This window comes from Vibrio sp. V01_P9A10T6, from assembly GCF_963877065.1.
GTDB classification, from domain to species: domain Bacteria; phylum Pseudomonadota; class Gammaproteobacteria; order Enterobacterales; family Vibrionaceae; genus Vibrio; species Vibrio anguillarum.
This window is the reverse complement of record NZ_CAWNTB010000144.1, coordinates 1-13760: the sequence shown is the minus strand read 5'-3', so window position 1 is coordinate 13760 and position 13760 is coordinate 1. Positions and strand designations below refer to the sequence as shown.

11 protein-coding genes are annotated in these 13760 nt (G+C 44.8%); 10 read left to right on the top strand and 1 reads right to left on the bottom strand.

The annotated features are described in order from the left end of the window. The first annotated feature begins 44 nt into the window (after positions 1-44). The 10 genes from AACQ21_RS08145 (at position 45) to AACQ21_RS08100 (ending at position 12576) form a co-directional block, all read left to right on the top strand. Positions 45-1730: a type IV pilus secretin PilQ gene (locus tag AACQ21_RS08145; protein WP_370685857.1), complete on the top strand. Its 1686-nt coding sequence runs from the start codon at positions 45-47 to the stop codon at positions 1728-1730. A gap of 186 nt (positions 1731-1916) precedes the next feature. After that, positions 1917-2438: a shikimate kinase AroK gene (gene aroK / locus AACQ21_RS08140; protein ID WP_010317691.1), complete on the top strand. Its 522-nt coding sequence runs from the start codon at positions 1917-1919 to the stop codon at positions 2436-2438. A gap of 24 nt (positions 2439-2462) precedes the next feature. Next, positions 2463-3551 (top strand): 3-dehydroquinate synthase, encoded by a 1089-nt coding sequence (gene aroB, locus AACQ21_RS08135; RefSeq protein ID WP_105977414.1) that lies wholly within the window; start codon positions 2463-2465, stop codon positions 3549-3551. 48 nt (positions 3552-3599) lie between these two features. Next, positions 3600-5099 carry an SPOR domain-containing protein gene (locus tag AACQ21_RS08130; RefSeq protein ID WP_105977413.1) on the top strand — a complete coding sequence of 500 codons (1500 nt, stop codon included), beginning with the start codon at positions 3600-3602 and terminating at the stop codon, positions 5097-5099. A 69-nt stretch (positions 5100-5168) separates the two neighbouring features. After that, positions 5169-5999, top strand: a complete 831-nt coding sequence (locus tag AACQ21_RS08125) for a Dam family site-specific DNA-(adenine-N6)-methyltransferase (protein WP_013855892.1) — start codon at positions 5169-5171, stop codon at positions 5997-5999. A 112-nt stretch (positions 6000-6111) separates the two neighbouring features. Continuing rightward, positions 6112-6786 (top strand): ribulose-phosphate 3-epimerase, encoded by a 675-nt coding sequence (gene rpe / locus AACQ21_RS08120; RefSeq protein WP_013855893.1) that lies wholly within the window; start codon positions 6112-6114, stop codon positions 6784-6786. Between the two features lie 95 nt (positions 6787-6881). Beyond that, positions 6882-7568, top strand: coding sequence for a phosphoglycolate phosphatase (locus AACQ21_RS08115; RefSeq protein ID WP_026027427.1), 687 nt, complete (start codon positions 6882-6884; stop codon positions 7566-7568). A 154-nt stretch (positions 7569-7722) separates the two neighbouring features. Then, positions 7723-8739 (top strand): tryptophan--tRNA ligase, encoded by a 1017-nt coding sequence (gene trpS, locus AACQ21_RS08110; RefSeq protein ID WP_105977412.1) that lies wholly within the window; start codon positions 7723-7725, stop codon positions 8737-8739. Between the two features lie 150 nt (positions 8740-8889). After that, a complete protein-coding gene (locus tag AACQ21_RS08105) occupies positions 8890-9654 on the top strand; it encodes a substrate-binding periplasmic protein (protein WP_181185590.1) in 765 nt (254 codons plus the stop codon). Positions 9655-9960: 306 nt separating this feature from the next. Beyond that, positions 9961-12576, top strand: a complete 2616-nt coding sequence (locus AACQ21_RS08100) for an ExeM/NucH family extracellular endonuclease (protein WP_105977410.1) — start codon at positions 9961-9963, stop codon at positions 12574-12576. 45 nt (positions 12577-12621) lie between these two features. Here the strand turns inward: AACQ21_RS08100 and AACQ21_RS08095 are convergent, their stop codons facing one another. Continuing rightward, on the bottom strand, positions 12622-13512 hold the full coding sequence (locus AACQ21_RS08095) for a LysR family transcriptional regulator (protein WP_047690555.1): 891 nt from the start codon (positions 13510-13512) through the stop codon (positions 12622-12624). Between the last annotated feature and the right edge of the window lie 248 nt (positions 13513-13760).

The following is a 13760-nucleotide window of genomic DNA, read 5'->3' as shown; positions in this document are numbered from 1 at the left end:
TTAGAGAAATCACTATGATTAAAGGACTACAGACACAAATGACTATGGTATTTCGGAGCCTCTTATTTGGCTTATTATTGAGTGTGGCAGGGCTAAGTGTGGCGGCAGAAACGGCGCAGACCAACGAGCTTAAAGGCATTGATTTTCGAGTCAATAAAAACAAAGACGCCGTATTGATTGTTGAACTCGCATCACCTTCGACGGTAGTTAATGTGCAGAAAGTGGCTGACGGTTTACAAATTGAACTGCTTAAGACGGATGTCTCCAATGAGAAACTGTATGTCTTGGACGTCAAAGATTTTGCAACCGTTGTTGAGAGTATCGAGGTATTGCGCAAAGAGCCAAGTACACAGTTACTGGCGACCATTCATGGCGAGTTTAAGTATGATTACAGCTTAAAAGGGAAATACCTTGAGGTGGTAATTGGCAAACTGAAAGAACAAGAAAAACCTAAGCCGAAGAGCATTCTTGAGAAAGAGGGCAAGCTTATCTCGATTAACTTTCAAGATATTCCTGTGCGAAATGTTTTGCAGCTTATCGCAGATTATAACGCGTTTAACCTAGTCGTCTCAGATTCGGTCACTGGTAACCTGACGCTACGGCTTGATGGCGTGCCTTGGCAGCAAGTGCTCGATATCATTTTGCAAGTCAAGGGATTAGATAAGCGTGTTGACGGCAATGTGATTTTAGTGGCACCTAAAGAAGAGTTGGATTTACGTGAAAAGCAGCAGCTTGAAAAGGCACGTTTGGCTGAAGAGTTGGGCGATCTGCGTTCTGAGATCATCAAAATTAATTTTGCTAAGGCGTCTGATATTGCGCAGATGATTGGCGGCGAAGGGGCAGTCAGCATGTTGTCTGAGCGAGGTTCCATCAGTATCGACGAGCGAACCAACTCACTGCTGATCCGTGAATTGGCTGAGAATATTGTGGTGATACGCCAAATTGTTGAATCGCTCGATATCCCGGTCAAACAGGTACAGATTGAAGCGCGCATTGTTACGGTCAACGAAGGTAATTTGGATGAACTTGGCGTACGCTGGGGCTTTACTTCGACCAATGGCAACAACACCGCAGGCGGAAGTATTGAAAGTAATTTATTCCAAGTGGGCAAATTGGGGGAAAGCACATTGCCCGTTGATGACTTCCTTAACGTAAACTTAGCGGCGACCTCCGCTAATGCCTCAAGTATAGCCTTCCAAGTGGCTAAGTTGGGGTCGGATATGTTGTTGGATTTAGAGCTTTCAGCGCTGCAACGTGAGTCGAAAGCGGAGATCATTTCCAGCCCTCGTTTGATCACGACCAACAAGAAACCCGCTTACATCGAGCAGGGTACGGAGATCCCTTATCTGGAGTCCTCTTCCAGCGGGGCAACGACAGTCGCCTTCAAAAAAGCGGTGCTGAGTTTAAAAGTGACGCCGCAGATAACGCCGGATAATCGTTTAGTGTTAGATCTCAGTGTCACTCAAGACCGGCCTGGGGATATTGTAAAAACAGGGACGGGAGAAGCGGTTGCAATTAATACTCAGCGTATTGGCACTCAAGTATTGGTCAATAATGGAGAAACCGTGGTCCTTGGTGGAATATTCCAACATAGCGTCAACAATACGGTGGATAAGGTGCCATTACTTGGTGATTTGCCATTACTTGGTGCATTGTTCCGCCGCTCCTATGAGCAAGTGGGCAAAAGTGAGCTGCTGATTTTCGTGACACCGAAAGTCGTCATTCAATAACTTACGGCTGATATTGCGATTGGTTAAAAAATAAAGTTGCATTAGTGGCACCATATCTAGATAATTTCGGGTCTTATCACGAATCATCTGTGAGGAATAGGTGCCACGAGCGTCTTAACGGTCAGTATTATACTGGCTAATCTTGTGGCGATGTCATTGAATTAACGTTGTAAATTACTGCTAAACATGGCTGAGAAACGCAATATTTTCCTTGTTGGCCCAATGGGCGCCGGCAAAAGTACAATTGGTAGACATCTTGCTCAACAACTGCATATGGAGTTTTTAGACTCAGATACAGTCATTGAAGAGCGTACAGGCGCAGATATCGCATGGGTATTTGACGTCGAAGGTGAAGAGGGCTTCCGTAAACGTGAGGAAGCTGTAATTAATGACCTAACCGAGAAACAAGGTATTGTACTCGCAACAGGCGGTGGTTCTGTTAAGAGTAAAGAAAACCGTAATCGTTTATCTGCTCGTGGTATTGTGGTCTACCTTGAAACGACGATTGAAAAACAACTTGCACGCACGAACCGTGACAAAAAACGGCCATTGCTTCAAACAGACAATCCACGTGAAGTCTTAGAATGCTTGGCTGATGAACGTAACGATCTTTACGCTGAGATCGCTGATTTTACGGTTCGTACTGACGATCAAGGTGCAAAAGTGGTAGCCAACGAGATCGTAAAAATGCTAGAAGAACATTCCTAAGTTCTTTATTTTGGAGTGCAAACCATGGAACGGATTACGGTCAGTTTAGATGAGCGTAGCTACCCAATCTCAATTGGCGCCGGATTATTTAATGATCCGGCCCTCCTTTCTTTCTTATCGGCCAAACAAAAAGTCGTCGTCATCAGTAATGTGACGGTCGCGCCTTTGTACGCGGATAAAATCTTCGCCCTTCTTGCACCGCATGCTTGTAACGTCTCCTTGCTTGAACTGCCAGATGGCGAGCAGTACAAAACTTTAGATACATTTAACACGGTGATGAGTTACCTGCTGGAAGGTAATTACAGCCGTGATGTGGTGATCATCGCTTTAGGTGGTGGCGTGATTGGTGATTTAGTTGGATTCGCCGCAGCCTGTTATCAGCGCGGAGTCGATTTTATCCAAATACCGACCACGCTGCTTTCGCAAGTGGACTCCTCCGTTGGCGGTAAAACCGCGGTCAATCATGCTTTAGGTAAAAACATGATTGGTGCATTTTATCAGCCGAAAGCCGTCATTATTGATACTGAATGTTTGGCGACTTTACCAGAGCGAGAATTTGCCGCTGGTATGGCGGAAGTGATCAAATATGGCATCATTTACGATCATGATTTCTTTGTCTGGTTGGAAGAGAATCTCGATAAACTCTATGCCTTAGATGAGCAAGCGCTAAGTTATGCCATCGCTCGCTGCTGTCAAATTAAAGCCGATGTGGTCGCTCAAGATGAAAAAGAGTCGGGAATTCGCGCGTTGTTGAACCTAGGTCATACATTTGGTCATGCGATTGAAGCGCAGCTCGGGTATGGTAATTGGCTACACGGTGAAGCGGTTTCTGCCGGAACTGTGATGGCCGCTAAAACGGCGCAGTTACAAGGTTTAATTAACGATCAGCAAGTTGAGCGGATTGTTTCTATACTCAAAAGAGCAAATTTACCGATTCATACGCCCGAAAGCATGTCGTTTTCTGACTTTATGCAACACATGATGCGTGATAAAAAAGTGCTTTCAGGCGAACTACGTTTGGTGCTACCAACCAGTATTGGTACATCACAAGTAGTGAAAGGTGTACCCGAAGCGGTCATTGAACAAGCGATTGACTTCTGCCGCACCCTGTAAATCTTCATTGATACTAATTTGACAGTTGTCTGTCAGTAGGACGGCCTAATGAGTTTGGCGAATGAATTACGTATATTGGAATTAGATTCGCAAGTCGAGCTACTTGAGCGTTTGCAATTATTGACCAATTTTGGCTCAAATGTCATTACCGTTGGTGGTGGATTAGGTTTTGGTAAATCTTGGTTAGCGCAGCGTTATTTAGAAGCGTGGGCCGAAGATAAAAACCAATCGCTGTTGCTGTGTCATCCCAATCAAGATGACCAGCAGCGTCGAGCGACCATTCTTACCCAAATCGTTTCAGGCCCGTTATTTAATCCTCACGATACACTTTCTGACAGTTTAGCTCGCCTGCTTGATGGTGGCGGTTGTGATGTGGTGATTGTTGTCGATGACGCTCATCTACTCTCCGAAACCTTAGTGTCTGAGCTATGGATGCTGGTGTTAGAAGCACAAGCCAATCCATTGTGGACCATCAATGTCGTATTATTTGCACAAGCCAATAGTCTTGATGCTTTGCTGACTCGTTTAAGCTACGGACAAGAGCATAAACCCGTAGAGCTTGAGATTGAAGCCCTAAGCAATGAAGAAGCGGATCGCTTTTTTGAAAATCTGGTCATGCGTTATGTACCCGATGAGATGGAGCGCCGCGTACGCAACGCTTACAAAAAGGTGAAACGCGTGCCTGGGGAAATCATGGCATTAGGAGAGCAGAAAATGGAAAAAAGGATCATCATCCGTTCGATTATCGGTTCTCCTGTGCAGATCGCTGCCTTGGTTTTACTGCTTCTGCTCATCATCGGTGGTGGTTACTGGTGGCTATTTACCCAGCCCTCACCCGATGAGCAAGCGTCGCAAATTACAGGTACACTCGAGCAGACGGTGATTCCGACGCTCGGGGATGCTGCTGCACCAACAGTCAATATGCTTAACGATGATTCAGCAACTGACGCCACCAATAATGGTAAGGAGCTTGCGAAAAGTGACCCGAGTTATTTAGATGCTGAAGATGATTCCAGTTCGTTACCACCCGATGTGATGGAGAATTCAGAGAGCGTGGGCATAATTGACAGCGATCAGCAACGAGTGGTGATTGAGTCTGATGTTGTGGATGCGCTTTTGGAAGGCAATTCGATCAAAGCCGATACGTCAGTGATTAATAATGCACTTGCTGATGCACAAAACCGCACGGCGCAAACTGTGCCAGTAAGTGAGACTGCCACTGCTGCTGCGCCAACGAAAATCACCTTCTCCTTTGCGAGAGAAGAACTCAAAGCCTTCTCGCCACGCAGTTATACTTTGCAATTAGCGGCAGTCAGTTCGCTTGCTGAAGCACAAAACTTTATTAACACCTACGCGCTGCAAGAAAAGGTGCGTATTTATCCGACAGCACGCAATGATGTGGAGTGGTACATCATCACCTATGGTAATTATCCAACCATCCAGTTTGCGCGTGATGCCGTTGAAACCTTACCGAAAGCGTTGCAATTGCAAGGCCCTTGGGCCAAATCACTCAGCCAAGTACAGCGAGAGATTGATCGTGCGAAATAACGCTGAGCTTGACGCAAAAATATGTTACATTCCGCAGCCTTATTTCGTGGTTGAAAGATAGAGCAGTAAATGAAGAAGCAGCGTGCCTTTCTTAAATGGGCTGGTGGTAAGTATGGCCTAGTCGAAGAGATTCAACGTCACCTGCCGCCAGCGCGTAAACTGGTTGAACCCTTTGTTGGTGCTGGCTCTGTGTTCCTCAATACTGATTTTGAACAGTATTTGTTGGCCGATATCAATCCTGATCTCATCAACTTGTACAACCTGATTAAAGATCAACCTGAACTGTACATCACCGAATCTAAGCGTTGGTTCACTGCCGATAACAACCGTAAAGAAGCGTATCTCGATATTCGCAAAGAGTTCAATAAAACCGATGATGTACTGTATCGTTCGTTGGCGTTTTTATACATGAACCGTTTTGGTTTTAATGGTTTATGTCGCTACAACAAAAAAGGCGGTTTCAATGTGCCTTTTGGTTCCTACAAAAAGCCTTATTTCCCGCAAGCAGAATTGGAGTTTTTTGCCGAGAAAGCCAAGAAAGCGACCTTTATTTGCGAAGGATACGAAGAGACGTTTCGTCGTGCTCGCAAGGGCTGTGTTGTCTATTGCGATCCGCCATACGCGCCACTCTCTACTACCGCCAATTTTACTTCTTATTCTGGTAATGGCTTTTCATTGGATGATCAAGCCTCATTGGCCGATGTCGCCGAAAAAGCCGCCAATGATCGTGGCATACCGGTACTGATTTCCAATCATGACACTAAGTTAACGCGCCGTTTATATCATGGTGCAGAACTTAACGTGGTCAAGGTTAAGCGCACCATTAGCCGTAATGGAGCAGGGCGCAACAAAGTAGATGAGTTGTTGGCACTGTTCAATACAGCGGAATGCGAAGGTTAACATTTCGCAGTTAAATCGGGTGTCGCGCTAGGATATCTTGGCCAGCTTAGGTAGAATTGCGGGCGAATTTTGCTCATCACGCATTTGCGCCCACTAGCCTAAGAGGTCAGGTATGAAAGATTTCCTAATTGCGCCATCTATACTCTCAGCAGATTTTGCTCGTCTTGGCGAAGATGTTGAGAAAGTGCTTGCCGCTGGGGCAGACGTTGTCCATTTTGATGTAATGGATAACCACTACGTTCCCAACTTGACCTTTGGTGCTCCGATTTGTAAGGCGCTGCGTGACTATGGTGTTACGGCACCGATTGATGTCCACCTGATGGTTAAACCGGTTGATCGCATCATTCCTGATTTTGCCAAAGCAGGGGCTTCGATGATCACTTTTCATGTGGAAGCTTCTGATCACGTTGATCGCACATTGCAATTGATCAAAGAGCACGGATGCCAAGCGGGTGTAGTGCTCAACCCAGCTACGCCACTTGCGCATCTCGAATTTATTATGGATAAAGTGGACCTCATTTTGCTGATGTCGGTTAACCCTGGTTTTGGTGGCCAATCTTTTATTCCGCATACGTTGGATAAACTGCGCGCGGTGCGTCAATTGATTGAGCAATCGGGTCGTCATATCCGCCTTGAAATTGATGGTGGAGTCAAAGTCGATAACATTCGTGAAATTGCACAAGCGGGCGCAGATATGTTTGTCGCAGGCTCGGCTATTTTTGGTCAACCTAATTACCAAACGGTGATTGATGAGATGCGCGCAGAATTAGCCAAAGTGGCGCGCTAAGTCATAATACTGACTACACCTCAATAATCACTACGCAACATACTTATAACGCAACAAGGGGCTTTGTGCCCCTTGTCTATTATTCGGAAGTTAAGATGTCTTTAAGCTCAATTAAATTAATCGCCTTTGATCTCGATGGTACCTTGCTCGACAGCGTGCCAGATTTAGCTGTAGCCGCCGACCAAGCGGTACAATCGTTAGGCTATTCATCAGTATCAGAAATGCAAGTGCGTGATTACGTCGGCAATGGTGCAGATGTGCTGATCGCTCGCTCACTTAGCCAAAGTTTAACCATCAACCCTGATCTTAGCGATGAGATCAAAGCCACCGCTCGTGAGCGTTTTGATGAATTTTATGCCCAAACGGGCCATAAACTGAGCCATTTATATCCCCAAGTGAAAGAAACCTTAGCGCAGCTGCACAGTGCTGGATTCACATTAGCTTTGGTGACCAATAAACCGTCTAAGTTTGTACCTGACGTATTGGTACAACATGGTATTGAGCACTTTTTTAGTGATGTGATTGGTGGTGATACCTTCCCGATCAAAAAACCTGATCCAATGGCGCTTAACTGGCTATTGGATAAACATCAACTAACGGCCAAGGAAATGTTGATGGTTGGGGATTCGAAAAACGATATTTTAGCGGCTAAAAATGCGGGTTGTTATTCGTTTGGTTTGACTTATGGCTACAATCACGGTGAGCCCATTTCAGCTTCCAACCCTGATTACGTGGCGGACTGTATCGACCAATTGCTTGATGTGTTGCGAGTTTCAGCATAAAAGTTCACACAATGCGCTAGTAAAATACTCGTCAATGAGTACACTGCATAAACCGCGTTATCGCTAAATCAAGTATCACTTAGCGAATGAGCGCGGTTTTTTTCACAGACATTTTCAGTCTTATCTCATTTTAAGTAGCAAGGAAATCATCCCTATGAGCAAACCCATTGTATTGAGTGGTGTTCAACCGTCAGGTGAACTAAGTATCGGTAACTATTTGGGTGCTCTACGTCAATGGCAACAGATGCAAGATGACTATGATTGTCAATACTGCGTAGTTGACCTGCATGCGATCACGGTTCGTCAAGATCCGAAAGCACTGCATGAAGCCACGTTAGATGCATTGTCAATCTGTCTTGCAGTTGGTGTTGACCCTCAAAAGAGCACGCTATTTGTTCAGTCACACGTACCAGAGCATGCTCAATTGGGTTGGCTTCTCAACTGCTACACGCAGATGGGTGAATTGAGCCGCATGACTCAGTTCAAAGACAAATCAGCACGTTATGCGAACGATGTGAATGCGGGCTTATTCGGTTATCCGGTGTTGATGGCGGCCGATATTCTACTTTATGGCGCTCACCAAGTACCTGTAGGCAGTGACCAAAAGCAGCACTTAGAGCTTGCGCGAGATATCGCGACTCGTTTTAACAATATCTATAGTCCTGAAAAGCCGATCTTTACCATTCCAGAGCCTTACATTCCGCAAGTGAACGCGCGAGTAATGAGCCTGCAAGATGCGACGAAAAAGATGTCGAAGTCAGATGATAACCGTAAGAACGTCATCACCTTGCTGGAAGATCCAAAGTCGATTATTAAGAAAGTTAATAAGGCTCAGACAGATACTGAAACGCCACCGCGCATCGCTTTTGATACCGAAAACAAAGCGGGTATCTCCAACTTAATGAGTTTGTACTCTGCGGCGACAGGCAAAAGCTTTGCTGAGATTGAAGCGCAATATCAAGGTGTTGAGATGTACGGCCCTTTCAAGAAAGATGTTGGAGAAGCGCTGGTTGCCATGCTGGAGCCTGTACAAGCTGAATACGCGCGTATTCGAGAAGATCGCGCGTATCTTGATTCAGTAATGAAAGCGGGTGCAGAAAAAGCCTCGGCTCGCGCTGCGATCACCTTGAAACAAGCATTTAAAGCGGTAGGGTTTGTCGAGCGTCCTTAGTTTTTTCTGCGACAACTTAACTCTTTTCACATTAAATAAAGCTAGGTTTTCCTAGCTTTATTTTTTACTTCTGCTTAATAAAATTTGATCTTTCTCTTTGTAGGCTTAGGTCTACACTTTAAATCACAGTCATGATGATGAGTTTTGAAGATGAGACGACTGCTGTTATTAGGATTGACGTTTATTTGTAGTGCCGCCGCTGCAGAGCAGGTTCGTATTTGTGTTGGTGATGCGAATGTTTGGCCCCCGTTCACCTATTGGCAGGGGAGCTCGTATCAAGAAAAAAACGATTCCTTAACTGGCTCAGCGACAACGCTAGTCTTGGACGCATTAAAATCTCACAACATCGATTACCAGTTTTATTTTATGCCTTGGGCGCGGGTCCAACATGAACTGAAACAAGAGCGAGGTCGCTGCGATCTGACATGGGATGCAAGTTATCGCGCAGAAAGGGCTGAGTACAGCTATTTTTCGGTGCCGCTTTATACGATTCAACTCGGTTATTTTACGCTGCCAGACAACTATGAAAATTTGCAAGACCCATCCGTTGATGGCGTATTATGCGGAGTTAATGGCTTTAATTATGAGAATTTTGCACTGTCTAGAGAACCCTCTCTCTATTTAAATTCCGTACAGCAAGCGCTGAATATGCTGCAAAAAGAGCGCTGTGACTGGTTTGCGAGTGAAATTGAACCCATTTATGGTGGAATTCAGTTGGGTCTATATCAAATTGATCGGCCAATCGTTCACCATTTGCTCGATAGGAACAAGCAGTACCATGTGCAAATTCGCCGTAGCTTAGAAAATTCGATGCCGTTGTTAAATCAGCTCAATGTCTATTTTCTTGAAGCGCAACAAACCGGTCGCGCGCAGGCCGTCTTTGATCGCTATCTCTCTTTTAGCCAGTCACAATAATCAAACCAAGGTGTTTGTTGTGTACGGGGCACCTTGTTTGCTGTTCTTTTTAGAAAAATAAGACTTTTCACCTCACTGCAATATCACTGTCGAAAACCCCCTTTACCTTCTTTGTTGAAAGTTTGCGCTTAGTTCAAGTATTTGCGCTGGCTATGCGATGTTGATCTCGATATGAATGGTGAATGTTTTTATCTTTCATTTAAAAACACAACACTGTACGCGCAAATGGAACCAATCCCCTTTATAAACGTGATTTACAACACCTTGCTTACCACTTCGGTTACAGAGCAGGGAAAGAGGTGAACAATGGAATCGACACGAATTAAACCCTTTGGCCGAACATTACTCGCTGCGGCGATAAGCTCCACATTGGCTGTATCAGCTCAAGCTGAGATTATTATTTCTCAGTATGTAGAAGGCAGCAGCTTCAATAAGGCCATCGAAATTGCTAACACTAGCAATGCATCCGTCAGTTTAGACAATTTCATTTTAGCGAAATCAAGCAATGGCGGTGGGAACTGGGATACACAGTTGCCCCTGACTGGGCGAGTAATTGCCGCGAATGATGTGTTAGTGATTTCTCATGCCAGCGCCAATAGTGCTATTCAAGCGGTGAGTGATGAAAATGATGGCTCGGTGATTAATTTTAACGGTGATGATCCGGTGGCGCTGCTAAACAGTGATGGTAGCGTACATGATGTGTTGGGAGTGATGGGCGGCATTAACTGGGGCAAGGACACCACTTTAGTGCGTAATAGCGATAGCCTCACGCCCTCTGCGGCTTATCAAGCTGCGCAGTGGAGCGCGCTAACCAAAGATAATATTGAAGGGTTAGGCGCACTCGATGCCATTGAGCCACCGGCTGAATTTACCTGTACTCAAGAGGGATCTGAGCCCACCTTTACCTCTATTCAAGCGATCCAAGGCGAAGGGCAAACCTCTCCTTTTATTAGTGGCTACCCTTACATCACCGACCAAGAATATTTTGTCAAAGGTGTCGTGAGTGCCATTACCACAGGGTTGACTAAAGGTTTTTATCTGCAAGCGTTGGAAGATGATTACAACTTAAATACCTCTGAAGGTTTGTTTGTTTTTACCGATCAATCAAGTTCAAGTTTAAAACCGGGGGATGTGGTTTGTGTGAAAGGTAAAGTACAGGAGTATTACAACCTCACACAGCTTAAAGTCGAAAACAACCAATGGCTAAAACAAGGTGAGCAAGAGGCTCCACAAGCGACCGCGATAGAGATTTTGCCCACCGATGAGAACTTTGAGCACACATTAGAGCGTTATGAAGGCATGTTGGTAAAAACCACACCAGAGCTGGATATGCGTGTGACGCGCACCTTTGGTTATGACTATGCTTCTCGTCGCAATAACATGGTGTTAGCGCAAGGTCGTATTAACATGCAGCCGAACCAGCTATTCGCTGCGGGCTCTGAGCAAGCCAAACAACAGAGCATCGAAAACGCGCAGCGCCGCTTGTTTATTGAATCAGATGCGAAAGCCGCCGATGGCCAAATTCCGTACTACCCAGAGTTTGGTCGCAGTGATATTGATCAAAATGGTTCGACTGAAGATTACATCCGCATTGATGACAGCATCATAGGTTTAGAAGGTGTGCTCTCATACGGTTACAACGAATATCGTCTGATTGTGACCAATTCGCTTAGCCAAGAGAATTTCGTACGCAATGATCCTCGCAGCGAGAAACCGGATATCGATGAAGGCGATCTGCGCATTGCCACATTCAACGTGCTTAACTATTTCAACTCGCCGTTTGGCGGTGATGCAAATCAGCATGGTGATAATCGTGGTGCTAATAACCTTGCAGAATTTGAACTGCAGCAAGCGAAGATCGTCAATGCGATTGTACGTTTGGATGCCGATATTGTCGGTTTGATGGAAATTGAGAATAACGGTTTCGGTGCAGGGTCGGCGATTGCGCAATTGGTCAATCAGATCAACAGCCAGATCTCGGATAAGAAAAAGCATTACCGTTTTGTCGCGATTGACTCAAATAATGATGGTGTGACCGATGAACTTGATTCTATTGGCACGGATGTGATCACCACAGGAGTGATTTATCGTGAAAAAGTAGTGAAGTTGACAGAGAATCGTGTAATTCCAATGCCAAGCCAGCAAGCACCAGAAGTGTTGGATGACAAAGGTAAAGTGATTGAAGATGGTAAAAATTACCAGCGTGACACGCTTGCACCGACCTTCAAAGTTAAAGGTGGCAATGAGAAAATTACCGTCGCGGTTAACCATCTAAAATCCAAAGGCTCGGCATGTTGGGAAGATGCCGCACCAGTTGAACAAGGTGGGCAAGGCGGTAAAGATCTTGATTTTCAAGGTGCATGTGAACAATTCCGTGTCGCAGCTGCAGTTGCTTTAGGTGAAGCGTTACAAAAAATAAAAGGGCATAAAGTCATTTTGGGTGATATGAACTCTTACGGTATGGAAGACCCGATGCTCGTATTGACGGACTACAGCCCAGAGAAGTATGGCAAAACCATTCGTGCGGCACGTAATACTTACATTGCAGGTACTCCTCAATTTGGTGATGATGGCGCGTTGATTACTCACAATTATGGGTACCTTAACGCCGTGGCCATAAAACACCCAGAGAGCTGGAGTTACTCATTTAATGATGAAGTTGGCGCACTGGATCATTTGCTGGTCAGCAAAAGTTTGAAAGGCAAAGTGGTGGATGCGACCGATTGGCATATCAACGGCGGTGAATCGACACTGTTTGATTACAACAGTGAATTCAAAGGTGATTTACCTAAATATCAAGATCATTTCCGCGCATCTGATCATGATCCTGCCGTGTTAGAACTGAACATCTATGGCGGTTCATTCGGCCTAGGAGCACTCTTCTCATTACTCGGCTTTGGTATGTGGCGACGTCGTCGTTAAGGCTTAAAGTGCGCCCCGTTAACTGACGGGGCGTTTTTGTTTTGCTCAAGCTCGGATTTTTTCAATTAAATAATCAATAAATAGCCTTACTCGTGGCGCAAGGTGGTGACGGCTCGGGTAAAGAATGTTCATGGTGTTATCTGATAGATAATAATCTGGAAAAAGCCTGACGAGGTTAGGATCATTGATTTCGTCAGCGAGAAAATTGGCAATCAAGCCGATCCCCATGCCTTGTTGTACCATTGACATCGCACCAAGCGGCGCATTGCAGATATGTTTAGGGCGGGTTTTGATGTCGCATCTCACTCCCTTTGGATTGATTAGCGTGACTTTATCTTGAGGAAGATTCAATAAAGTTAACGCAACCCATGGGTGCTGCTCTAAATCTCGTAGTTTCCTTAATAAAGGTGCACTAGCTAAGTATTTTTTACTGGCGTATATCCCCATTTTAAAAGGCATTAATTCGCGGCCAACCATTGAGCAAGATGTCAGTTCACCCATTCTGATCAGCACATCTAATTGTGTGGCTACTGGATCTTGTAAACCATCTTCGAGTTGAATATCAAACAGCACATTGGGGTAACTCTCAGAAAATGTTGAAATCAGCGGACTTAAAATATAGCTGCCGACATCAATGGTTGTACCGATCCTAATCACGCCTGCCACATCGGTAGAAAAATGCTGGACGGCCCGTAGCGCGTCTTCTGCCAGCGGTAAGAGGCCATTGGTATGTTGATAAAATGCGTGCCCTTCAGTCGTTAGGCTAACTTTACGGGTAGAGCGATGCAGTAAACGTACGTTAAGATGTGATTCTAGCAAGCTAACTTGCTCGCTCACTTTCGATTTTGCTATGCCTAACGATTCACCAGCCGAGGTAAACGAACCGTATTCAACCACTTTATTAAAAATGGCAATACGTTTTAACTCACTCAACATAATTGTTCCCTTATTGGTAACCTTTCGTTCTTGTTTTGTTATCTAGTCGACCTTTGTCATTCATCAAATAATGACTGCTCTAATTAGAGAGATATAAACCATTTTGGTTTCCTTTAAATACGGGTAAATAATAAATTTCTTCTGAATGATGGCACTATTGAGATATCTATTCCTAAATAAACTGGGATTAATAATTAAATTAGCAATGTCAATCTTATAAATATCAATATTGTGTAAATATTTTTAAT

Bases quoted from the DNA above. Each gene is read 5' to 3' on its own strand.
- AACQ21_RS08105 (WP_181185590.1), top strand. From the start codon at position 8,890: ATGAGACGACTGCTGTTATTAGGATTGACGTTTATTTGTAGTGCCGCC.
- aroK (WP_010317691.1), top strand. From the start codon at position 1,917: ATGGCTGAGAAACGCAATATTTTCCTTGTTGGCCCAATGGGCGCCGGC.
- AACQ21_RS08130 (WP_105977413.1), top strand. From the start codon at position 3,600: ATGAGTTTGGCGAATGAATTACGTATATTGGAATTAGATTCGCAAGTC.
- AACQ21_RS08095 (WP_047690555.1), bottom strand. From the start codon at position 13,512: ATGTTGAGTGAGTTAAAACGTATTGCCATTTTTAATAAAGTGGTTGAA.
- trpS (WP_105977412.1), top strand. From the start codon at position 7,723: ATGAGCAAACCCATTGTATTGAGTGGTGTTCAACCGTCAGGTGAACTA.
- aroB (WP_105977414.1), top strand. From the start codon at position 2,463: ATGGAACGGATTACGGTCAGTTTAGATGAGCGTAGCTACCCAATCTCA.
- AACQ21_RS08100 (WP_105977410.1), top strand. From the start codon at position 9,961: ATGGAATCGACACGAATTAAACCCTTTGGCCGAACATTACTCGCTGCG.
- AACQ21_RS08125 (WP_013855892.1), top strand. From the start codon at position 5,169: ATGAAGAAGCAGCGTGCCTTTCTTAAATGGGCTGGTGGTAAGTATGGC.
- rpe (WP_013855893.1), top strand. From the start codon at position 6,112: ATGAAAGATTTCCTAATTGCGCCATCTATACTCTCAGCAGATTTTGCT.
- AACQ21_RS08145 (WP_370685857.1), top strand. From the start codon at position 45: ATGGTATTTCGGAGCCTCTTATTTGGCTTATTATTGAGTGTGGCAGGG.
- AACQ21_RS08115 (WP_026027427.1), top strand. From the start codon at position 6,882: ATGTCTTTAAGCTCAATTAAATTAATCGCCTTTGATCTCGATGGTACC.